This window comes from Pseudomonas sp. PA-5-4B (assembly GCF_021606215.1).
Taxonomy (GTDB): Bacteria; Pseudomonadota; Gammaproteobacteria; order Pseudomonadales; family Pseudomonadaceae; genus Aquipseudomonas; species Aquipseudomonas edaphica.
Genome location: NZ_WKDB01000094.1, coordinates 1 through 20,292, shown reverse-complemented (window position 1 = coordinate 20,292; position 20,292 = coordinate 1). Strand labels below are relative to the sequence as shown.

Genomic DNA, 20,292 nt, shown 5'->3' with positions numbered 1-20,292 from the left:
GCGGTCAGCAGCCAGCTTGCTTTTTTTTTGCAAGAAAAAGACGGCATACGAGATTAACCTCGTCGCCTCGTGGGCTCGGAGATGGGTAAAAGAGACAGCATCAGCGTCGACGACGGCCACTGGGCGCTGGCCTACGAGTACGATCCACAAAACCGCCTCACCGCCGAACACCAAGGCTGGGGCACCTTGCGCTACGGCTATGACGCCTGCGGCCAACTGCACAAACTGCGCCTGCCAGACAATAACCGCCTCACCTTCAACCACGACAAAGGCGGCCACCTTTCCACCGTCGAGCTGAATGGCGAAACCCTCACCTCCCACCTGTTCAAAACCGGCCGCGAACACCAACGCCAGCAGGGCCAGCTCCTCAGTCACTACCACTACGACGACCAAAACCGCCTGCACGCCCACGCGGTCAGCCAACAGCAACACACCCTTTACCAACGCCAATACGACTACGACAAAACCGGCAACCTCACCCGCCTGCTCGACACCCGCAAAGGCGAACACCACTACCACTACGACCCCCTCGCCCGCCTGACCCGCGCCGACCACTCGCAAGACGTGCAGGAACGCTTCGGCCACGACCCGGCTGGCAACCTCCTCATGCAAGACCGCCCCGGCCCGGACATCGTGGCGGGGAACCGGTTGATGATCCAAGGCGATCATCATTATGACTATGACGCCTTCGGTAATTTGATCCGACAGCGGCGTGGCAAGGGTCATCAGCTCGTCACCGAGTACCGCTACGACTGCCAGCATCGGTTGATTGGTATTACCCAACCCAATGGGCAAACCGCCAGCTATCGCTATGACCCATTTGGACGGCGGGTCAGCAAAACCGTTAACGACATAACCACGGAGTTTTTCTGGCAAGGCGACAAGCTGGTAGCTGAACACCACGCGGATCGGCATCGCTGCTATATCTACGAGCCAGATAGTTTTCGCCCGTTGGTACTGCTGGAAGGCTTTGGCCCACAAGAAACAAAGCCCTTTCACTACCAACTCGACCACCTCGGCACGCCACAGGAACTGACAAACCCCGAAGGCGAAATCGTCTGGTCCGCGCACTACCGCGCCTACGGTGAAATCGCCCGCCTAGACATCAGAAAAATCGACAACCCGTTGCGTTTTCAGGGCCAATATTTCGATGCGGAAAGTGGACTGCACTACAACCGGCATCGCTACTACAATCCAGATATTGGTCGCTACCTGACGCCGGATCCGGTGAAGCTGGCGGGTGGGATTAATGCGTACCGGTACGTGCCGAACCCTACCGGGTGGGTGGATCCGCTAGGTTTGAACTCGTGCCCTGGTGAGCATGGCTGTAAATCAAAATCTGAAGCGGTAGACATCGCCAAAGCGAAAGTAAACAAGGGAGAGCCCAAACAGCCAGCCAGCAACAGCGAATACTTATTCCGTGGCGATGACAAAACTCCAGACCGTATTTTTCAATATGGTTTTAAAAGCAAGGGCGACAGCAATGACTTATACTTGCACGCGCTCGACAGCAACAACCCACCGAGCAACTTCATAAGTACTTCTCCCTCGAAACTTATCGGAATTGATTTTGCGACCGAATACGGAACTCGAAAAGGCTTTCTCTACGCGCTAAAAAAGATTCCCGGTCGTGACGTTAACAAAGAATTAGGAAAATTAGCTCCTTTTGACAATGAAGCCGAAATAGCTATACAAAGCAAGATAAATACAGAAGACATTTTGGGTGCGACGCCTATGAAACGAGATGGCAGCTATGTGGGATATTCGATTCCAAACCCAAACAGGAAAATAAAATGAAAACAAAAAAAATCAAAGCCATAGTAAATGGTGTAGAAAAATACGTCACTTTCAAGTATGACTCAGCCCATATAAAGTTAAAGTTTTCCGAAGCAGATAATTTTGCGAAAGTATACACAGCAGAAGACATGTACAAATGCTTGGCAAAAGTTAGAATAGAATTCCCTCATATAAAGTTTCTTTGCAAAGGCGCAAAAATCAATGTCAGGCCTTCTAGCATGGCCTCGCAGATGAGTGGAGGAATGGTTGCTTATGAATTAACTCTTGGAAAACGCGCTACACGAGAAGATTTGGTCAACATATTTGACTTTGAAGAACATAACCTCACGAGCGATCCAAACGAGCAATATAATTTTTACAAAGAATGGATAACGTCTATAGGTGCAGATCGAACTGAAGCCCTTGATCCAAAAGAAAGTAACGACTGACGAAATCAGTCAATACCAACCCTGTGGCGAGATACTCACTCGCCACAGGCCTACAAACCAAATCAGATCCCGGCCAACGCTATGATTTGGATTTGGGTGAAGCCAGCGTCGTCGAGTACGCAGCCGGTCGCCTGGACTTGGCCGTGCATGGGCGCCGACGCAGGCGGCTACGGCTTGTTTGCCGAGGTTGACCTGATTAATCCCAATAGAAGTTAGAAAGTGAAAAAATTAGAAATCACCACAATCAGAAATTCGATTCGCGAAAATGCGACCATCGAGTGTGATGGAAAAACAGCAACGCTCTCGATAACGTTCGCGAACGGCGTAAAAGAAACTTACACCGACATTGACATCTATATATGTTTCGGCCTAATGAGAAAAGACTTTAGCGACATAAAATTCCTCTGTAAAGGCGCTAAAATCAATGTATATCCTTCGGCAATGTGCTCACAAATGTCTAGTGGATTGGTTGCTTACGAAACAAAACTAGGTGATCCGGACGCGAAGCTCGTTCGTATATTCGATTATGAAGAAAATGAACTCACAAACGACATTAACGAGCAAATTGCGTATCGCACACGATGGTCTGAATCACTGTATGCATAGCTTCAAGCTCCTGTGACGAGCAACCTCACTCGCCACAGGCCCAAAACCCAAAATCAGATCCCAGCCAACGCCAAATCCATCGCAAAATACGTAAAAATCAAATCCGCGCCAGCCCGCTTGATCGACCCCAACGTCTCGCGCACCACTCGGGCCTCATCAATTGCGCCTGCCTGGGCGCCAAATTTGATCATCGCGTATTCGCCACTCACCTGATACGCAGCCACCGGCAAGCGTGAGGCTTCGCGAATGTCGCGGATGATGTCGAGGTAGGCGCCAGCCGGTTTGACCATCAGCGCATCGGCGCCTTCCTGTTCGTCGAGCAGGGACTCGCGTACGGCTTCGCGGCGGTTCATTGGGTTCATCTGGTAGCTTTTGCGGTCGCCCTTGAGGGCGCTGCCGCCGGCTTCGCGGAATGGGCCGTAGAGGGCCGAGGCAAATTTGGTGGAGTAGGCCATGATCGGGATATGGGTGAAGCCCGCGTCGTCCAAGGCACGGCGAATGGCCTGGACCTGGCCGTCCATGGCGGCCGACGGTGCGATGACATCGGCACCGGCGCGGGCGGCGGCCACGGCTTGTTTGCCGAGGTTGACAAGGGTCGCGTCGTTGTCGACGTGGGCACCGTGCATCACGCCGCAGTGGCCGTGGTCGGTGTATTCGCAGAAGCAGGTGTCAGACATCACGATCATGTCCGGCACGGCGTCCTTGATGATCGAGGACATGCGCGAGACCAGGCCGCGCTCTTTCCAGGTGTCGCTGCCGTTGGCGTCCAGGTGGTGGGACACGCCGAAGGTCATCACCGACTTGATCCCGGCACGGGCATAACGCTCGATTTCACCGGCCAGTTTTTTCTCAGGAATACGCACCACGCCCGGCATGCTGGTAATCGGCACAAAGTCGTCGATTTCTTCTTCGACAAAAATCGGCAGTACCAGGTCGTTGAGGGTGAATTCGGTTTCCTGGAACAGGCCACGCAGCTCCGGGGAGCGGCGCAGGCGGCGAGGACGGGCTTGGGGGAACTGGCTGGTCATGGCTTTCCTGGATAGCGGCAGAATAGTTGGGGCAAAAGCTTATGCCCCTTGGCCCCCGCAGCACAAACGCCCAGGGGCCAATAGTGTATTGCGTGGGCCGTAACAATATATTGATCTAGAGCTGGACTCGCCCTTCGATGCACGCCGCCACTGCGCCGCCCACCCAGATTTCATCACCTTGGCGCTCCACGTGAATTCGCCCGGCACGCCCAATCGCGGTGCCCTGGCTGACCACATACCGCTCGGGCGCGAGGCCTTCGGCCAGCAACCATTGGGCAACACCGGCATTCAAACTGCCGGTGGCCGGGTCTTCCTGGGCGCCGTCACCGGCGATAAAAGCGCGCACTTCAAAGTGGGTGTCCACCTCGTCACGCGCCGGGTCACAGGGCGCGATGACGCCAATGGCCAGGCCGTGCAATTGCGCGTAATCGGGCTGCAAGGCCAACACCTGCTCGCGGTCGGCCAGCATCACCGCCAGCCAGTCCGCGCCGTTATCCACCCACTGGCTGCGCACAATGGCCTCAGGTGCCAGGCCCAACCCCAGGCGCACGCGCTCCAGCAGGGGCGCTTCCACCGGCCCTGTGCGCAACAACGGCGGTGCAATAAACGCCAGTTCATCACCTTGGCGACGGACACGCACCAGGCCGATTTCGCACTCCTGGATAATCTCCTCACCCTTGGGCACGCCGCCTGCCTGCAGCCACGCATGGCAACTGCCCAGGGTCGGGTGCCCGGCGAACGGCAGCTCTTTAAGCGTGGTAAAAATTCTTACCCGATAATCCGCCCGAGGGTCACGCGGCGTCAGCAAAAACGTGGTCTCGCTGAGGTTGGTCCAGTTGGCGAAGTCGGCCATTTGCTGGTCCGTGAGGCTATCGGCGCCGAGCACGACCGCCAAGGGGTTGCCCTTGAGCGAAACCCGGCTGAACACATCCAGTTGCTTGAAATCGAAAGTCGGCATGTCTTAGCTCGGAATACTCAGGCCACGAATCACCGCCGGGCGGGCGACAAAACCGTCCAGTGCACGCAACACATTAGGGAAATCAGCGATGCCAACCAAGTCGCCGGACTCGTAGAAACCGATCAAGTTGCGGATCCATGGGAAGGTGGCAATGTCGGCGATGCTGTATTCATCACCCATGATCCAGGTGCGGCCCAGCAAGTGTTTTTCCAGCACGCCGAGCAAACGCCGAGATTCGGCGGCGTAGCGATCACGTGGGCGTTTGTCTTCGTATGCTTTGCCGGCAAACTTGTTGAAGAACCCGACCTGACCAAACATCGGGCCGATACCGGCCATCTGGAACATCAGCCACTGCAGGGTTTCGTAACGGGTGGCCGGGTCTTCGGAGAGCAACTGGCTGGTTTTTTCCGCCAGGTAAATCAGGATCGCCCCGGACTCGAACAACGCCAGCGGCTGACCGCTCGGGCCATTGGGGTCGATGATCGCCGGGATTTTATTGTTGGGGTTCAGGGACATGAACTCTGGCGACAACTGGTCCTGGGTCTCGAAACTGACCTTATGTGCTTCATAAGGCAGGCCCAGTTCCTCCAGCATGATCGACACTTTGACCCCATTGGGCGTGGGCAGCGAATACAGCTGCAAGCGCTCCGGGTGCTGGGCGGGCCATTTGCTGTTGATCGGGAAAGCGGCAAGTGCGTTCATCGGGAAGTCCCCAGGCTCAAAGTCCCCATAATAGCCACCTGCACGCCGTCCTGCATGGGTCATCATTGCGCAACATAACCGCGCTATGGTGCGCGCAGGCGAACCAAAGAGCCGATTCATACTCTTAACTGCGCCATGACGGTGAAAGGAAGACACCCCGTAACAATCACAGGTTAAACCGCAGCACGCTGGATGCGTCGCTGGGGCCAGGCTTGCTCGCCTTAATCGCTGCACTGAAGACTCGAACCTACAATGACAATCAAGCCTCTGTGCCTTGCGCAACGTCTTAAACGTTATGCCTACATCATGTTGCCGCTGTTGCTGGTGGGCGGCGCCATCGGCCTGACCCTGGAGTCGCGAATCAGCCGCGCCGCGCCGGTGGACGGTGTGCAAACCCTGGTGTTCCTGCGCCACGGCGAAAAACCCGTCGGCGGCCTCGGCCAGCTCAATTGCCAGGGTTTGAACCGCGCGATGAACCTGGCCACCGTGCTGCCGGAAAAATTCGGCAAGGCCAACTACGTATTTGCGCCCAACCCGACGCGCAATGTCGAGGAAGGCGAGCACGACAACTCCTACAGCTACATTCGACCCCTGATGACCATCAGCCCCAGCGCCATCAAGCTCGGCCTGCCGGTGAACATCAAGTTCTCCGCCAATGACACCCACGACCTCGCCGATGAGCTGGTGGAAGACAAGTACCACAATTCCATCATCTACACCGCCTGGTCACACGGTTATTTGCCGGAGCTGATCAACCGGGTGGCCAGTGAAGCCTCGGGTGAAAAACACACCATCACGGACGATTGGTCGGGCGGCGATTACGACACGCTCTATGTACTGACACTGACCTGGCACAACGGCAAGGCTTCGCTGCTGAGCCGCAACTACAAGCAAGGCCTGGATAACGGCCAGCAGACATGCCCGGATGCAACCCAAGTGAGCGCGGATATCTGAAGCCCTGCAGATAGAGCCCACGCTCCCGCGTAGGAATTCACTCCGTAACGCTCAACTTTCACCCTGCGCGAGGTTCAGGTGCTGGGGCCAGCGTCGCGACGCAGAGCGTCTCAGCCTGCATTCCCACGCAGGAGCGTGGGAACGATCGGTGGTAGGCGCGTATGATGGCCCGCTATTGAATCATCTGCGGACCTGCACCATGCCCAACCTCATCTCCACCCAGCCCAACCGGGGCTGGTCGTTCTGGTGGAAACCAGCGCTGTTCATATTGGTGGCCTGCATCGGCCTCTATTACGTGAAGTGGTCGCCCTACTACCTCAAGGCCTTTGTCGCTGCGGATAACCACAGCATCGGCGCCTCGATTCTCAACGATCAGCAAAGCTCACCCTTGGCCGCGGCACTGGCCTATGCTCAGGTGTATTTCCTGGCGATCTGGAAAGCTGCCGTATTGGCGGTGATTCTGGGGTCACTGCTGCAAGTGTTGATCCCCCGCGACTGGCTATTGCGCCTGTTTGGCCGCGCCGGGCTGGGTTCGACCCTGCGTGGCGGGCTGTTCGCCTTGCCGGGGATGATGTGCAGTTGCTGCGCGGCCCCGGTGGCAGCGGGCATGCGCCGTCAGCAGGTGTCGGTGGGCGCGGCGCTGGCCTTCTGGATCGCCAACCCGGTGCTGAACCCGGCAACCTTAGTGTTCATGGGCTTTGTGCTGGGTTGGGGCTTTACCGCGTTACGCCTGGTGGCGGGGATTGTGCTGGTGGTGGGCGTGTCGCTGGTCGCACAACGCATTTCCCGTCCCGACCATGTGCCGGAAGCGGCACTGGACGCAGTGGCTGACGCGAGTCAGACCGAGTCGCAGCCATTTTTGAGCCGGTGGCTGCGGACTCTGTGGCAGCTGTTCTGGAGCACGATCCCGATCTATATCCTCGCCGTGCTGATTCTGGGCGCCGCGCGGGTGTGGCTGTTTCCCCATGTCGACGGGGCCATGGCCAATAGCCTGGTGTGGCTGATACCGCTGGCCATCGCCGGCACGCTGTTCGTCATTCCTACGGCAGCCGAGATTCCTATCGTACAAACCATGATGACATTGGGCATGGGCACCGGCCCGGCCGTGGCGTTGCTGATGACCTTGCCCAGCGTGAGCCTGCCGTCGCTGTTGATGCTGCGCAAGGACTTCGACGCGCGGGTGCTGGTGACGGTGGCCGGGCTGACCATGCTGGTGGGGGTGGTGTGTGGGTTGATCGGGGCGGTGATTCTTTAGGCTTTGTTGTGGGGCTTAGGGCCTAATCGCAGGCAAGCCAGCTCCCACATGTTGATCTGTGAATGCAGTCAAATGTGGGAGCTGGCTTGCCTGCGATGAGGTCCTCAAACCCACCGCATCACCCCCGCCTGGCACCCCGCTCGCGCAAGTACGCCACCACCGCGCCCTGCTCCCCTGCAAACTCGATTCGCGCGCCTTTGCTTTCACGCTGGAACGCATACATCGGGTCGTAATACTCGCGCAACAGGCCTTCGATCCACACCCGGTGTAAATCCACAGCACCGCTGCGCGCCTGCTCTGCCAGGGCATCTTGCAAAATGGCCTGCAAGCGCTGGAAGCGTTCGCCACCCAGGCGCTTGTGGATGTTGGCCAGGCTCTGGGTCAAGCGCTCGGCAAACAACGCCTGCCCGCTTTCGCCAAACACCGCGATAAATTCGGCGCAAAGATCAACCACGTAATCGCGCAGAATCCGTTCGACGCGGCCTTCAACACTGTCTTGCAGCCACACCATCGGGAAGGTCTGCATGCCCTTATGCAACGGCAACGGCAGTGCACAGCTGCCGATCATGCGGCTTTCGTCCTCGACCACAAACTGTTCGATACCGCCCGCGCGTTTCTTCAGCAGGTCCACCGCCAGGCGGTTCTCAAAGTCGATGTTGGACGGTTGCGCCGTCGCGCGCTTGCCGAAGCTGGAGCCGCGATGGTTGGCGTGCCCTTCAAGGTCCAAGGCATTGCGCAACTGGCTCAGCACCTCGGTCTTGCCGGTCCCGGTCATGCCGCCGAGCAAGACGAAATCACACTCGGCCGTCGCTTGCTCCAGGGTTTCCAGCAGAAAGGTGCGCATGGCCTTGTAACCACCGCCGACGCGGGGATACTCGATACCCGCTTCGGTCTTCAACCATTGCTGCACGATCTGCGACCGCAGCCCGCCGCGAAAGCAGTACAGGTAGCCGTCGGGGTTGGCCTGGGCGAATTGCGCCCAATGCTCGATGCGCTCGGCCTTGATTGCCCCGGACACCAACTCATGCCCCAGCACGATGGCCGCTTGCTGGCCCTGCTGTTTGTAGCAGGTGCCGACCCGCTGGCGTTCGTCGTCGGTCATCAGCGGCAGGTTGACCACGCCGGGAAACGCGCCCTTGGTGAACTCGATCGGCGCGCGGGTATCCATCATCGGCCGGTCGTTGAGGAAGATGTCGCGGTAGTTGGTGATGTCAGTTGCCATCAAAACACCTCTACCGCGTGGGTCTGTCGCTCAACCAGTGCGCCGATTGGCTCAAGGCTCAGGCCCAGTTCTGCGGCCACAGAGTGAAACTCGGCGTCGCCCTCCGGGGTAACGGCGATCAGCAGGCCGCCGCTGGTCTGTGGGTCGCACAGCACGCGCTTGTGCAGTTCCTGCAGACGCCCCAGCTTGCTTGAATAGCTGTCGAAATTACGCAAGGTGCCACCGGGCATGCAGCCTTGGTCCAAGTAGTCCTCGATTCCGGCCAGGCGTGGGACTTTGGCATATTCGATGCGGGCGGTGAGACCACTGCCGTCGGCCATTTCCACCAGATGACCCAACAGGCCGAAACCGGTGACATCGGTCATGGCCGTTACGCCGGCCAACTTGCCAAAACGGCTGCCAGGCTTGTTGAGCGTGCACATCCAGTCACGGGCCAGGCCGATGTCCGCCTCGCGCAATTTGCCCTTCTTCTCGGCGGTGGTAAGGATGCCGATGCCCAGCGGTTTGGTCAGGTACAGCTTGCAACCCGCGGTGGCGGTGTCGTTGCGCTTCATATGGCGCTTTTGCACGATGCCGGTCACGGCCAGGCCGAAGATCGGCTCCGGCGCGTCGATAGAGTGCCCGCCGGCCAGCGGAATACCGGCGGCGTCGCACACCGAGCGGCCGCCACGGATCACTTCGCGGGCTACTTCCGGCGCCAGCACATTTACTGGCCAGCCCAGAATCGCAATGGCCATCAGCGGGTCGCCGCCCATGGCGTAGATATCGCTGATCGCGTTGGTGGCGGCAATACGGCCGAAGTCGAACGGATCATCGACAATCGGCATGAAAAAGTCGGTGGTGGAGACCACGCCGCGTTCGTCGTCGATGGCGTACACCGCCGCATCGTCACGCGAGGCGTTGCCCACCCACAGGTTGGGGTCGAGGTTCTGTGCGCCGCTGCCGGCGAGGATCACTTCCAGCACCTGGGGCGAAATCTTGCAGCCGCAACCCGCGCCGTGGCTGTACTGGGTGAGGCGAATCGGCTCGTTCATGGTGGACCTCAAGGTATCAAGTGGGCCGATTCTAACAGACAGCAAAAAGCCGGCTGGGCTCTTGTGAGCACAGCCGGCTTTTTGCTTCAGCGCTTACGGGCGGGCTGCGAGCAAGCGTTTGTGACGGTTACGCCGGGCAATGTTCAGGCATTCGATCACCGCCGAGAACGCCATGGCCGCATACACATAGCCTTTTGGCACATGGGCGCCGAAACCTTCGGCGATCAGCGTCATGCCGATCATGATCAAGAAGCCCAGGGCCAGCATCACCACCGTCGGGTTGTCGTTGATGAACTTGGCCAACGGCTCGGCCGCCACCAGCATCACGATCACCGAGACCACCACGGCGATGATCATGATCGGCAAGTGCTCAGTCATGCCCACGGCGGTAATGATGCTGTCGATGGAGAACACCAGGTCGAGCAACAGGATCTGCCCAATCGCGGCGGCAAAGCCGATGGCCACGGTGTTGCTGACGCTGGCTTTCTCCTCGGGCTCCGGGTCCATGCTGTGGTGGATCTCGGTGGTGGCCTTCCACACCAGGAACAGGCCACCGGCGATCAGGATCATGTCCTTCCAGGAAAACGCCTGGCCGAAAATTTCGAACACCGGCGCGGTCAGTTGCACGATAAACGCGATGGTACTCAACAGGCCCAGACGCAGGATCAACGCCATGCTGATGCCTATACGCCGCGCTTTGGCCCGGTGTTTTTCGGGCAGCTTGTTGGTGAGGATCGAGATGAAGATCAGGTTGTCGATGCCCAGCACGATTTCCATGACGATCAAGGTGGCCAGTGCCACCCAGGCGGTCGGGCTGGCGGCCAGTTGTAAAAGGTAGTCCATAGGTCAGTCCTGACGTTGTGCTGGGAAATTAAGCTTCTTTACGCTGGGTTTCAGATTCTTTTTCGGCCTGCTCAGCGTCTTTTTCAGGTTTGATCAAACCTTGGGTCGCTTCACTCAATGCCTGCTCGGCGGCCTTGTGGGTGTCATCGATGGCTTGTTTGGCCGATTCGGTGGCTTTGCCCAGCACCTGCTGCGCGCTCTTTTCGACTTGATCACAGCCGCTGATCATCACCAATGAAAGCGCAAGTACGGACGCCGCGCCCAGGGAATTGAGTTTCATCATGTATTCCTCGTTAGAACCATTGGGTCCAAATAGTGGCCCCTCGATAGCGAGGCATTCTATGCAGCTGAACAGTTCAGTAAAATTCGTTTTTTTCTCACGTATACTTCGGTTTTTACGAAGTGTAGACCGCCATGCTCAATTATCGACAATTGCATTACTTCTGGGTGGTGGCCAAGACCGGCAGTATTGTGCGCGCCTGTGAGCAACTGAACCTCACGCCGCAGACCATCAGCGGCCAGATCAGCCTGCTGGAGCAGACCTTTGGTATCGCCCTGTTTCAGCGTGTCGGTCGCCAATTGGAACTCACCGAAGCCGGGCGACGGGCCTTGCCCTATGCCGAGCAGATGTTCCAGACCGGTAACGAGCTGGAAGCCATGTTGCGCGCAGCACCCGACGAACAGCAGATCCTGTTTCGGGTCGGGGTCGCGGATGTGGTGCCAAAATCCATCGTTTATCGGCTGATCGCGCCGACCATGGAGTTGAGCGAGCCGATGCGCATCACCTGCCGCGAAGACAAACTCGAACGGTTATTGGCCGACCTGGCGATCCAGCGCCTGGACCTGGTGATCTCCGACAGCCCTATGCCCACGCATCTGGACATCAAAGGCTACAGTCAGAAACTCGGGGAATGCGGCATCAGCTTTTTCGCCACCCAGGCATTGGCGGACCAATACGGCGGCGATTTCCCACACTGCCTGCAGGGCGCGCCGTTATTGATTCCGGGCGCAGAGACGGTGGTGCGCAGCCGCTTGCAGCGCTGGTTTGCCGAGCAGCAGATCCAGCCGAAGATCATCGGCGAGTTCGACGACAGCGCGTTGATGCAGGCGTTTGGGCAGTCGGGCAGCGGGATATTTATCGCCCCCAGCGTGATCGCCGATGAGGTGGTGCGCCAATATGGCGTGGCGCTGATCGGCCAGACCGATGCGGTCACCGAGTCGTTCTACGCGATCTCGGTGGAACGCAAGATCAAGCACCCCGGCATCGTGGCGATTACCGAAGGGGCGCGGCGCGAGCTGTTTACCGCCCTGCCCTGACGGCAAGGTGTGGGAGCTGGCTTGCCTGCGATAGCATCACCTCGGTCTTACTGATACACCGAGGTGCCTGCATCGCGGGCAAGCCCGGCTCCCACATAAGCCTGATCCCGTCCCAGCCAGGCTGACTCAGGCGCTGGACGCCATCGGCTGCTCGGCGGTCATCAACCACAGCGCCAGCAGGATCGATACGAGGATAAATCCGGACGCCGCAAACCCCAGGCTGGCAAGGCCAAGGGTGTCGATCACATGCCCACCCACCATTGCCCCCAGGCCAATACCCAAGTTGGCGCCAGCGATATTCAGCGACGCCGCAAACGCCGGGGCGTGGGGCGCGGCTTTCATCAGGCGCACATGGCTGACCAGAAACATCGCCGCCTGGGTCACGCCCCACACCGCCATCGCCGCTGCCAGGCCGAGGGTGGAGTGAATCGCCGGGACCACCGCGACCATGCCGGCGATCATGAACCCGCAAAACACCATGGACGCAATCAGCGGGTGACGATCCACCGCACGCCCGCCGAGGGCGTTGCCGATCAGGCCCACCGCGCCAAAACCCATCAAGCACCAGCCCACCAGCGTGCCGTCGAAGCCGGCCAGGCGCTCAAGGATGTCTGCCAGGTAGGTGTAAGCGGTAAACATGCCGCTGAAGACCAGGATCGACAGCAGGATATGGCCCTGCATCAACGGGTTGCGCAGGAGCTTGAACTGCGAGCGCAGGCTCACCTGATCGTTCTTCGGTGTGGTCACCGGCAGGTAGATAAACAGCAGCAAGGCCTTGGCCAACGCCACCACGGCGAGAATCGCAAACGCCGTGCGCCAGCCGAACATATCGGAGATCAAGGTGCCAACCGGAATGCCGAACACCGTGGCGCAGACAATCCCGAAACCGATCTTTTCAATGGCCCGGCCGGCAAACTCCGGCCCGACGATATCCACCGCTGTTTCACTCGCCAAGGCCCAAAACACTGGCAACCCCAACGCCGGAATCAAGCGCGCCAAGGCCATGACCCAGATGTTCGGCGCCAATGCCGCCACGGTATTAGCCAGCGCAAACATGATCAGGATGCAGATAAACAGGCGCTTGCGCTGGAACCGCGCGAAGTATGCGGTCAGGAACGGCCCGAATGCCGCCACGGTAAACGCGAACAACGTCACCAGCAGCCCGGCCTGGGACACGCTGACGTTCAGGTCGCGGGCGATCGACGGCAGCAGCCCGACAATGATGAATTCTGTGGTCAGCACGGTAAAACCGGCGGCCGACAGCAGCAGGATAGGGAACAACATGAAAACTCCAGAAACGACGACATCAACGACAGCCCGAAGGGCTCGCTGACGGAGAGGAAAGATGAGAGGCCGCAATCTTAACAGAATAGGTCTTGGCCTGGCCAAACCCTACAGTTGCGGGTGACGGAATGCCGCACCGAAACGGGACGCTTCCTACAGCATGTTAGACTTTGGGCCTGCTTCCTACGTCGCTCTGTGCCTGCAATGCTGCGTCCTACTAAAAAAACTAGAGACAACTGTTTATGACTGCTGCCCCTTCCCTGCTGCAACGACTGATGCGCGTCAGTCTGGTCACCCAAATTGTCATCGGCCTGGTGGCCGGTATCTTACTGGCCTTGCTGTTGCCCGAGGCTGCGCGAGCCACTGGTTTTATCGGCAAGGTGTTTGTCACCGCGCTGAAGGCCGTTGCGCCGATTCTGGTGTTTGTCTTGGTCATGGCGTCTATCGCCAACCATAAACATGGCCAGGAAACCCATATCAAGCCAATCCTGTTCCTGTACCTGCTCGGCACCTTTGCCGCTGCCGTCGTCGCAGTGGTTGCCAGCATGCTGTTCCCGTCGCCTTTGGTGCTGGCTACCCATGACGCCACCGTCAGCGCCCCCGGCGGCATCGGCGAAGTGCTGCAAAGCCTGCTGCTGAGCGTGGTGGATAACCCCGTGAGCGCGCTGATGAATGCCAACTTTATCGGCATCCTGGCCTGGGCCATCGGCATGGGCATCGCGATTCGCCATGCAGGTGTTACCACCCGCACGGTGCTCGATGACCTGTCCAATGGCGTCACCCTGATCGTGCGCGTCGTCATCCGCTTTGCGCCGCTGGGTATCTTCGGCCTGGTGGCCTCGACCCTGGCCACCTCCGGTTTCGGCGCCCTGCTCGGCTATGCCCACCTGCTGGTGGTGCTGATCGGCTGCATGCTGTTTGTCGCGCTGGTGATCAACCCCGCCATCGTGTTCTGGAAACTGCGCCGCAACCCTTATCCGCTGGTGCTGATGTGCTTGCGCGAAAGCGGCATCACCGCGTTCTTCACCCGCAGTTCGGCGGCGAATATTCCGGTGAACCTGGCGCTGAGCAAACGCCTGGGCCTGCATGAAGACACTTACTCGGTGTCGATCCCGCTGGGCGCCACCATCAATATGGCCGGCGCGGCGATTACCATCACCGTGTTGACCCTGGCCGCCGTGCACACGCTCGGTATTGCCGTGGACCTGCCAACCGCCGTGCTGCTCAGCGTGGTCGCGGCGGTATGTGCCTGCGGCGCGTCGGGTGTGGCCGGTGGCTCGTTGCTGCTGATTCCCCTGGCGTGCAGCCTGTTCGGCATTCCCAGCGAGATCGCCATGCAGGTGGTGGCCGTAGGCTTCATCATCGGTGTGCTGCAGGACTCGGCGGAAACCGCGCTCAACTCGTCCACCGATGTGCTGTTCACGGCAGCCGCCTGCCTGGGCAAGGAAGAGCAAACGGCTTAACTATCCAGGCGTAAAAAAGCCCGGGGCGTTCGACAGCAACGATCCCGGGCTTTTTTTGTATCTGGATGCTTAGAAAGCGCCCATGTAATCGCGCTTGCCCACTTCCACACCGTTGTGACGCAGCAAAGCGTAAGCGGTGGTGACGTGGAAGAAGAACTGCGGCAGGCCATAAGTCAGCAGGTAAGACTGACCGCTGAAGCGCTTCTCTTTCGGCGTGCCTGGGCGGGTGATGATCTCGATGCCTTCCTTGCCGTCGATTTGCTCAGGCTTGATGGTGTCGACAAATGCCAGCACCTTGGCGATCAGTGCTTGCAGATCGGCGAAGGTCACTTCGCTGTCTTCGTACTTCGGCACTTCGATCTCGGCCAGGCGCGCGGAAACGCCCTTGGCGAAGTCGACGGCGATCTGCACCTGGCGCACCAGCGGGAACATGTCCGGGAACAGACGCGCTTGCAGCAAGGCATTGGGTTCGATGTTCTTGGCGGTGGCGTGGGCTTCGGCTTTGTTCAGCACGTCGCTCAGCGCGTTGAGCATTTGCTTGAAGACCGGGATGGAGGCGGCGTACAGGGAAATAGTCATGACAGTCTCACGGTGATGGCAGGGTTTGGAACCAGCGGCGATTATAGCCATGCCTGCGGCTTGTCTTTTATTTTTTCAGGATTAGGCTAGTGAGCTTCACTGCATAGGGAAAGCGCGATGACCGCCGAGCACGACACCGACACCCCTGAGCCGCGCCTGAACAGCACGGAAATCCGCATCCTGGGCTGCCTGATCGAAAAACAGGCGACCAACCCGGAAACCTACCCGCTCACACTCAATGCGCTGGTGTTGGCCTGCAACCAGAAGACCAGCCGGGAACCGGTGACCAACTTGAGCCAGGGCCAGGTCGGCCAGAGCCTGCGGGTGCTCGAGGGCCAAGGCTTTACCCGACTGGTGATGGGCAGCCGCGCCGACCGCTGGGAGCATCGGGTGGACAAGGCACTGGAGCTGGTGCCGGCCCAGGTAATCCTGATCGGGCTGCTGTTTCTGCGCGGGCCGCAGACCGTCAACGAACTGCTGACCCGCAGCGGGCGCATGCATGACTTTGAAGATGCCGAACAGGTCGTGCACCAGCTTGAACGCCTGATTGCGCGCGGGCTGGCAGTATTGGTGCCGCGCCAGGCAGGGCAACGGGAAGATCGTTATACCCATGCGTTGGGGGATCCGGCGGATATTGAGGCGATCATCGCGGCACGCGGGAGCCCGGTGGAGCGTTCGGCCGGCGGAGTTTCGGTGGAGCGTATTGAGGAGCTTGAAGCCAGGATCGCAGCGTTGGAAGAGCGCCTGGCCCAGTTGGAACAGGCTTAACCCGATTAAAAATGTGGGAGCGGGCTTGCCCGCGATTGCGGTGGGTCAGTGATGTATAAGGCGGCTGACACGCCCTCATCGCGGGCAAGCCCGCTCCCACATTTGGATCTGCGCAGTGCTTTAATTTCGGGCGAAAGCCACTGCCGCCTGGAACTGTTCGTCCGTTGGCCGCACACCGGTGTACAGCACAAACTGCTCCAACGCCTGGATTGCGATCACTTCCAACCCGGTAATCACTCGTTTGCCCTGGGCACGCCCGCGCACGATCAACGGCGTTTCGGCGGGGATCGCCACCACATCGAACACCGTGTCAGCAGCGTCCACAGCATCGGCCGCAAAGGCCAACTGGTCCGCTTCTGCACCGCCGGTCATGCCGATCGGCGTCACGTTGACCAGCATCTGCGGGCGCAACTCGCCCAGCTCTGCTTGCCACTCATACCCCAGGCTCTGCGCCAACGCCCGGCCCGCCGCTTCGTTGCGCGCCACAATCACGCCGTTGGCATAACCGCCGTCACGCAGGGCACTGGCCACAGCCTTGCCCATGCCGCCGCTGCCACGCAGCGCGAAGGTCGAATCCTTGGGCACCGCGTGCTTTTTCAGCAATTGTTCCACGGCAATGTAGTCGGTGTTGTAGGCCTTGAGATGGCCGTCGGTATTAACGATGGTGTTGAGCGAAGTAATGGCCTTGACCGAGGCATCCAACTCATCGACCAGGGCAATGGCAGCTTCCTTGAACGGCATGGACACCCCGCAACCACGGATGCCCAGCGCCCGAATGCCGCCGATCGCGCCGGGCAAATCCTGGCTGCTGAAGGCTTTATAGTAGAAGTTCAGCCCCAGCTGTTCGTACAGATGGTTGTGAAATCGCAAGCCAAAATTCCCGGGACGCGCCGACAATGACATGCACAGTTGGGTGTCCTTGTTGGGGTGCATCTGCATGGAAAACTCCTTTGAGTAAGCAAATCGGTACAGACCTTACACAACCTTTACCTAGCGGCGGTGCTGTTTTTCAGAAATACGTTGTCTTAAAAGTATCCCCGCGACAATCCTTGAGTCTATTGATTGCAGACCACAAGCGCAGGGGCTAACCGAGGAATGACCATGATTCGTAAAATCCCCAAAATCGCCTTGCTTATCGGCGCACTCGCTATGGCAGGCCAAGCCTCCGCCCACGGTGGTGGTTGGGGTGGCCCGGCCATATTGGGTGGTTTGATCGGCGCAGCCGTTGTTGGCTCCGTAGTTGCCAGCCAATCCCAGCCGGTTTACGTGCAGCAACCGGTGTATGTCCAGCCGCAACCGGTGTATGCCGCACCGCCGCCGGTCTACTACGCACCGCCACCGCCGGTGTATGTGCAACAGCGGGTTTACTACCGCCCGGCGCCGGTCTATTACGGCCCACCACGCGGCTACTATGGCCCTCCCCACGGTTATTATGGCCGCGGCTGGTAACACGCAGTCAGGTTAGAAATGAACAGGCCTCGCCCACACGCGGGGTCTTTTTTTTACCTGCGTTTTGCCTGAGTTTTGCCTGAAAAGCCCGGTTTTATCATGCCAAGGTCGCTATGAGGACAATGCCCGAACCGCAATCCCACATCATGACGGTCAAATGTCCACTTGCTTGACCTGGGCCTGCGCTGTCATGTTTACGTCACTCAACGGTCTCACTATCGAGCGGTCCACCCAATAACAATTAAGGACGACTGACCATGCCCACGCAAAACCCGCACCGCACCGCTGGCCTGTGCACGTCCAGCAAGGTTTACAGCGCACTTACCGAACTCAAGCACCTAGAGGGCCACCGCAGCGCAAAATTTCTCGCGCTGCTGGCAGAAAACCTGGTGCGCAAAGGCCTGCTCAGCGAGCAGGAAGTGGTGAACATGCTCGATCAAGTAGTGGATTGACGCCTGGCGTTAATGTTGACTATCGAGAAGGGTGATTTTTCCTACGCGCCATCAGCCCGTAAGGTGACCCCCATACCTTTGGAGGTGCCTATGCCTACTGTTCAAATCATGTCCGTTGTCGGCAGTGCCGTCCCCGCCCCACTCCGGGAGCTCGGGTTGCTGGCCTGCTGGTATGTGGTACGCGATGGCGAAACCATCAGCGGCCCGCTCACCTCGCTGTCCGCTGCGCAACAACAGCAACAACAGGTGTCGAACTTCAGGCTCCATGCCTGAAGCCTCTGGCCTGAAAACTCACGCCTGAGAACTAGGGCAATGGCAGTTTGACCCGCGGCTTGCTTTCGACAAACAACGCCCAACTGGACATAAACAGCGCCGCCACCAGCGGCCCGATCACAAAGCCATTCAAGCCAAACACCGACAGGCCGCCCAAGGTCGAGATCAGGATCAGGTAATCCGGCATCTTGGTGTCTTTGCCCACCAGGATCGGGCGCAATACATTGTCCACCAGCCCGATCACGAACACGCCGAACAAGCCCAGTACTACGCCCTGCCAGATCGAACCGCTCAACAGGAAGTAGGCGGCCACCGGCCCCCACACGATCCCAGCGCCGACGGCTGGCAGCAACGACAGAAACGCCATCAACACCGCCCAGAGCAACGCGCTGGGAATGTCCAGAAACCAGAAGATCAAACCGCCCAGCGCACCCTGGGTCACGGCGACCAACACGTTGCCCTTGACGGTCGCACGTACCACCCGATTGAACTTGAGTTGCAACCGGCGCTTTTGCGGCTCGGCCAACGGCACCGCCGTACGTACTTTGCGCACCAGTTCCGGGCCGTCACGCAGCAGGAAAAACAGCAGGTACAGCATGATGAAAAAGCTCACCAGGAAATCAAACGTGCCCTGGCCGAAGCTGAACGCCTGGGTGGCAAAGAACTGGCTGCCTTGCATGGCGCTCTTGACGATCTTTTCCCGCAGCCCCTCCAGGTTACCCATGCCGAAGCGGTCGAGCAGGTGCTGGAAGTACGGTGGCAGGATGTTCTTGAACTGTTCGATATACCCCGCCACGTCCAATTTGCCGCTTTCGATATTTTTATAGAGGGTGGCGCCCTCTTGCACCAGCAGCACGCTGGTGATGATCACCGGCAAAATTGCGATCACCAGGCATACCGTAAGGGTGGCCAGGGACGTCAGGTTGCGGTTCCAGCTGAAGCGTTGCTGCAGGCGCCGCTGCATCGGGGCGAAGATGATGCCAAGGATGACCGCCCAGAACACCGCGCCATAGAACGGCAGCAATATCCAGATAAAGGCGATGGTCACCAGGGCCAGCAATAACAGCAGGGTTTTGAATTGAAGGTTGGTTTGGTTCATGTCCGGTCCATGTCAGAAAAGCAGAGGGCCTTCAGCGGCCCTGTTGCTTAGTCCGCGGCAGAACCTGGGAGTGCCCTTCAAGCGTAGACCGCCTCATTGAATCGCCCTGGCCTCATTCAACAGTACTTCAATCACCTGTTCCTGAGCCTCGTAGCGTCCCTCACCGAAGTGGCTGTAACGCACGTGCCCCTTGGCATCGATCAGGTAGTGGGCCGGCCAATATTGGTTATCGAAGCTGCGCCAGATCGCGTAGTTATTGTCGATAGCCACCGGATAACCGATGCCCAGCTTGCGCACCTGTTCCTTGACGTTGGCCGGGATGTGCTCAAACGCGTATTCGGGCGTGTGTACGCCAATCACCACCAAACCGTCTTTTTCGTAGCGTTTGGCCCAGGTATTGACGTAGGGCAGCGCACGCCGGCAGTTGATGCAGTCATAGGTCCAGAAATCCACCAGCACTACTTTGCCTTTGAGCGCTTCAAGGCTCAGAGGCGGTGAGTTGAGCCATTCGACCGCTCCCGCCAGCGACGGCGTGGCACCCGCAGGTTGCTTGCTCTCGCCACTGGCCATCCAGCTTGCGGTCAGAGCGAAAGCCAGCAGCAGGCTGGTAAACAGGAATGTGATAGGTCGCATGGTGATTACCTTGTCGAGTCGCAGAGTGCCTATTGAAACCCTCTGAGGTATCACGCCTGTGTCGAACGGCACCCGCCGATACACAGCGATACAAAACCCGCAAAAGCCCGACCTGGATCAATAAATGCGTGTGCCAGCTCCTTTACGC

At 58.8% G+C, this 20,292-nt stretch carries 21 protein-coding genes and 2 pseudogenes; 11 read left to right on the top strand and 12 right to left on the bottom strand.

The features are described 5' to 3' along the window. Positions 1-99: 99 nt before the first annotated feature. The 3 genes and pseudogenes from GIW28_RS28320 to GIW28_RS28310 form a co-directional block, all read left to right on the top strand. Positions 100-1,797, top strand: a pseudogene (locus GIW28_RS28320) (RHS repeat-associated core domain-containing protein); the annotation flags it as partial. Beyond that, entirely contained in the window at positions 1,794-2,225 is a 432-nt protein-coding gene (locus tag GIW28_RS28315; RefSeq protein ID WP_017137783.1) for a hypothetical protein, read from the top strand. The pseudogene GIW28_RS28320 and the gene GIW28_RS28315, both read left to right, overlap by 4 nt. A 219-nt stretch (positions 2,226-2,444) precedes the next feature. Next, positions 2,445-2,831 (top strand): hypothetical protein, encoded by a 387-nt coding sequence (locus GIW28_RS28310; protein WP_236448000.1) that lies wholly within the window; start codon positions 2,445-2,447, stop codon positions 2,829-2,831. Between the two features lie 53 nt (positions 2,832-2,884). Here GIW28_RS28310 and hemB read toward each other — a convergent pair whose 3' ends face one another. The 3 genes from hemB to GIW28_RS28295 all read right to left on the bottom strand — a co-directional run bounded on the left by hemB (position 2,885) and on the right by GIW28_RS28295 (position 5,519). Then, positions 2,885-3,859 carry a porphobilinogen synthase gene (gene hemB, locus GIW28_RS28305; RefSeq protein WP_069786976.1) on the bottom strand — a complete coding sequence of 325 codons (975 nt, stop codon included), beginning with the start codon at positions 3,857-3,859 and terminating at the stop codon, positions 2,885-2,887. A 115-nt stretch (positions 3,860-3,974) separates the two neighbouring features. Next, positions 3,975-4,817 (bottom strand): PhzF family phenazine biosynthesis protein, encoded by an 843-nt coding sequence (locus GIW28_RS28300; protein WP_099550053.1) that lies wholly within the window; start codon positions 4,815-4,817, stop codon positions 3,975-3,977. Positions 4,818-4,820: 3 nt separating this feature from the next. Next, positions 4,821-5,519 carry a glutathione S-transferase N-terminal domain-containing protein gene (locus GIW28_RS28295; protein ID WP_017137779.1) on the bottom strand — a complete coding sequence of 233 codons (699 nt, stop codon included), beginning with the start codon at positions 5,517-5,519 and terminating at the stop codon, positions 4,821-4,823. 252 nt (positions 5,520-5,771) lie between these two features. Between GIW28_RS28295 and GIW28_RS28290 the strand changes: the two genes are divergently transcribed. Further along, positions 5,772-6,473, top strand: a complete 702-nt coding sequence (locus GIW28_RS28290) for a histidine phosphatase family protein (RefSeq protein WP_099550054.1) — start codon at positions 5,772-5,774, stop codon at positions 6,471-6,473. 199 nt (positions 6,474-6,672) lie between these two features. Next, positions 6,673-7,728: a permease gene (locus GIW28_RS28285; protein ID WP_177034973.1), complete on the top strand. Its 1,056-nt coding sequence runs from the start codon at positions 6,673-6,675 to the stop codon at positions 7,726-7,728. 118 nt (positions 7,729-7,846) lie between these two features. Here the strand turns inward: GIW28_RS28285 and mnmH are convergent, their stop codons facing one another. From mnmH to GIW28_RS28265, 4 genes are all read right to left on the bottom strand, one after another. Continuing rightward, a complete protein-coding gene (gene mnmH, locus GIW28_RS28280) occupies positions 7,847-8,950 on the bottom strand; it encodes a tRNA 2-selenouridine(34) synthase MnmH (protein WP_177034972.1) in 1,104 nt (367 codons plus the stop codon). Beyond that, positions 8,950-9,984, bottom strand: a complete 1,035-nt coding sequence (selD, locus tag GIW28_RS28275) for a selenide, water dikinase SelD (RefSeq protein ID WP_017134558.1) — start codon at positions 9,982-9,984, stop codon at positions 8,950-8,952. Before selD ends, mnmH begins: the two co-directional genes overlap by 1 nt. A gap of 93 nt (positions 9,985-10,077) precedes the next feature. Beyond that, on the bottom strand, positions 10,078-10,827 hold the full coding sequence (locus tag GIW28_RS28270; RefSeq protein WP_017134559.1) for a TerC family protein: 750 nt from the start codon (positions 10,825-10,827) through the stop codon (positions 10,078-10,080). 28 nt (positions 10,828-10,855) lie between these two features. After that, positions 10,856-11,107: a hypothetical protein gene (locus GIW28_RS28265; RefSeq protein ID WP_017134560.1), complete on the bottom strand. Its 252-nt coding sequence runs from the start codon at positions 11,105-11,107 to the stop codon at positions 10,856-10,858. A 134-nt stretch (positions 11,108-11,241) separates the two neighbouring features. Between GIW28_RS28265 and nhaR the strand changes: the two genes are divergently transcribed. Continuing rightward, a complete protein-coding gene (gene nhaR, locus GIW28_RS28260; RefSeq protein WP_017134561.1) occupies positions 11,242-12,144 on the top strand; it encodes a transcriptional activator NhaR in 903 nt (300 codons plus the stop codon). A 126-nt stretch (positions 12,145-12,270) separates the two neighbouring features. On the opposite strand, the gene GIW28_RS28255 is transcribed toward nhaR, so the two are convergent. Continuing rightward, positions 12,271-13,428 (bottom strand): MFS transporter, encoded by a 1,158-nt coding sequence (locus tag GIW28_RS28255; protein WP_017134562.1) that lies wholly within the window; start codon positions 13,426-13,428, stop codon positions 12,271-12,273. Positions 13,429-13,670: 242 nt separating this feature from the next. On the opposite strand from GIW28_RS28255, the gene sstT reads away from it, so the two are divergent. Next, on the top strand, positions 13,671-14,891 hold the full coding sequence (gene sstT, locus GIW28_RS28250) for a serine/threonine transporter SstT (RefSeq protein WP_017134563.1): 1,221 nt from the start codon (positions 13,671-13,673) through the stop codon (positions 14,889-14,891). 69 nt (positions 14,892-14,960) lie between these two features. On the opposite strand, the gene GIW28_RS28245 is transcribed toward sstT, so the two are convergent. After that, complete coding sequence (locus GIW28_RS28245; RefSeq protein ID WP_017134564.1) at positions 14,961-15,470, bottom strand: DUF1993 domain-containing protein; 510 nt, start codon at positions 15,468-15,470, stop codon at positions 14,961-14,963. Positions 15,471-15,587: 117 nt separating this feature from the next. On the opposite strand from GIW28_RS28245, the gene GIW28_RS28240 reads away from it, so the two are divergent. Continuing rightward, positions 15,588-16,238 carry a YceH family protein gene (locus GIW28_RS28240; RefSeq protein ID WP_017134565.1) on the top strand — a complete coding sequence of 217 codons (651 nt, stop codon included), beginning with the start codon at positions 15,588-15,590 and terminating at the stop codon, positions 16,236-16,238. A gap of 120 nt (positions 16,239-16,358) precedes the next feature. Here the strand turns inward: GIW28_RS28240 and GIW28_RS28235 are convergent, their stop codons facing one another. Next, positions 16,359-17,177: a shikimate 5-dehydrogenase gene (locus GIW28_RS28235; RefSeq protein WP_138452640.1), complete on the bottom strand. Its 819-nt coding sequence runs from the start codon at positions 17,175-17,177 to the stop codon at positions 16,359-16,361. A 156-nt stretch (positions 17,178-17,333) separates the two neighbouring features. Between GIW28_RS28235 and GIW28_RS28230 the strand changes: the two genes are divergently transcribed. The 3 genes from GIW28_RS28230 to GIW28_RS28220 all read left to right on the top strand — a co-directional run bounded on the left by GIW28_RS28230 (position 17,334) and on the right by GIW28_RS28220 (position 18,412). After that, a complete protein-coding gene (locus tag GIW28_RS28230) occupies positions 17,334-17,687 on the top strand; it encodes a hypothetical protein (RefSeq protein WP_017135284.1) in 354 nt (117 codons plus the stop codon). 257 nt (positions 17,688-17,944) lie between these two features. Beyond that, positions 17,945-18,139 (top strand): hypothetical protein, encoded by a 195-nt coding sequence (locus GIW28_RS28225; protein ID WP_010211349.1) that lies wholly within the window; start codon positions 17,945-17,947, stop codon positions 18,137-18,139. A gap of 90 nt (positions 18,140-18,229) precedes the next feature. Further along, positions 18,230-18,412 (top strand): hypothetical protein, encoded by a 183-nt coding sequence (locus GIW28_RS28220; RefSeq protein ID WP_017135285.1) that lies wholly within the window; start codon positions 18,230-18,232, stop codon positions 18,410-18,412. Between the two features lie 31 nt (positions 18,413-18,443). On the opposite strand, the gene GIW28_RS28215 is transcribed toward GIW28_RS28220, so the two are convergent. Continuing rightward, a complete protein-coding gene (locus tag GIW28_RS28215) occupies positions 18,444-19,511 on the bottom strand; it encodes an AI-2E family transporter (RefSeq protein WP_017135286.1) in 1,068 nt (355 codons plus the stop codon). Between the two features lie 93 nt (positions 19,512-19,604). Further along, positions 19,605-20,051 (bottom strand): annotated as a pseudogene (locus GIW28_RS28210) (thioredoxin family protein); the annotation flags it as partial. Between the last annotated feature and the right edge of the window lie 241 nt (positions 20,052-20,292).

Coding starts and splice junctions, on each gene's coding strand:
- GIW28_RS28315 (WP_017137783.1), top strand. CDS start 1,794: ATGAAAACAAAAAAAATCAAAGCCATAGTAAATGGTGTAGAAAAATAC.
- hemB (WP_069786976.1), bottom strand. CDS start 3,859: ATGACCAGCCAGTTCCCCCAAGCCCGTCCTCGCCGCCTGCGCCGCTCC.
- GIW28_RS28300 (WP_099550053.1), bottom strand. CDS start 4,817: ATGCCGACTTTCGATTTCAAGCAACTGGATGTGTTCAGCCGGGTTTCG.
- GIW28_RS28295 (WP_017137779.1), bottom strand. CDS start 5,519: ATGAACGCACTTGCCGCTTTCCCGATCAACAGCAAATGGCCCGCCCAG.
- GIW28_RS28290 (WP_099550054.1), top strand. CDS start 5,772: ATGACAATCAAGCCTCTGTGCCTTGCGCAACGTCTTAAACGTTATGCC.
- GIW28_RS28285 (WP_177034973.1), top strand. CDS start 6,673: ATGCCCAACCTCATCTCCACCCAGCCCAACCGGGGCTGGTCGTTCTGG.
- mnmH (WP_177034972.1), bottom strand. CDS start 8,950: ATGGCAACTGACATCACCAACTACCGCGACATCTTCCTCAACGACCGG.
- selD (WP_017134558.1), bottom strand. CDS start 9,984: ATGAACGAGCCGATTCGCCTCACCCAGTACAGCCACGGCGCGGGTTGC.
- GIW28_RS28270 (WP_017134559.1), bottom strand. CDS start 10,827: ATGGACTACCTTTTACAACTGGCCGCCAGCCCGACCGCCTGGGTGGCA.
- GIW28_RS28265 (WP_017134560.1), bottom strand. CDS start 11,107: ATGAAACTCAATTCCCTGGGCGCGGCGTCCGTACTTGCGCTTTCATTG.
- nhaR (WP_017134561.1), top strand. CDS start 11,242: ATGCTCAATTATCGACAATTGCATTACTTCTGGGTGGTGGCCAAGACC.
- GIW28_RS28255 (WP_017134562.1), bottom strand. CDS start 13,428: ATGTTGTTCCCTATCCTGCTGCTGTCGGCCGCCGGTTTTACCGTGCTG.
- sstT (WP_017134563.1), top strand. CDS start 13,671: ATGACTGCTGCCCCTTCCCTGCTGCAACGACTGATGCGCGTCAGTCTG.
- GIW28_RS28245 (WP_017134564.1), bottom strand. CDS start 15,470: ATGACTATTTCCCTGTACGCCGCCTCCATCCCGGTCTTCAAGCAAATG.
- GIW28_RS28240 (WP_017134565.1), top strand. CDS start 15,588: ATGACCGCCGAGCACGACACCGACACCCCTGAGCCGCGCCTGAACAGC.
- GIW28_RS28235 (WP_138452640.1), bottom strand. CDS start 17,177: ATGCAGATGCACCCCAACAAGGACACCCAACTGTGCATGTCATTGTCG.
- GIW28_RS28230 (WP_017135284.1), top strand. CDS start 17,334: ATGACCATGATTCGTAAAATCCCCAAAATCGCCTTGCTTATCGGCGCA.
- GIW28_RS28225 (WP_010211349.1), top strand. CDS start 17,945: ATGCCCACGCAAAACCCGCACCGCACCGCTGGCCTGTGCACGTCCAGC.
- GIW28_RS28220 (WP_017135285.1), top strand. CDS start 18,230: ATGCCTACTGTTCAAATCATGTCCGTTGTCGGCAGTGCCGTCCCCGCC.
- GIW28_RS28215 (WP_017135286.1), bottom strand. CDS start 19,511: ATGAACCAAACCAACCTTCAATTCAAAACCCTGCTGTTATTGCTGGCC.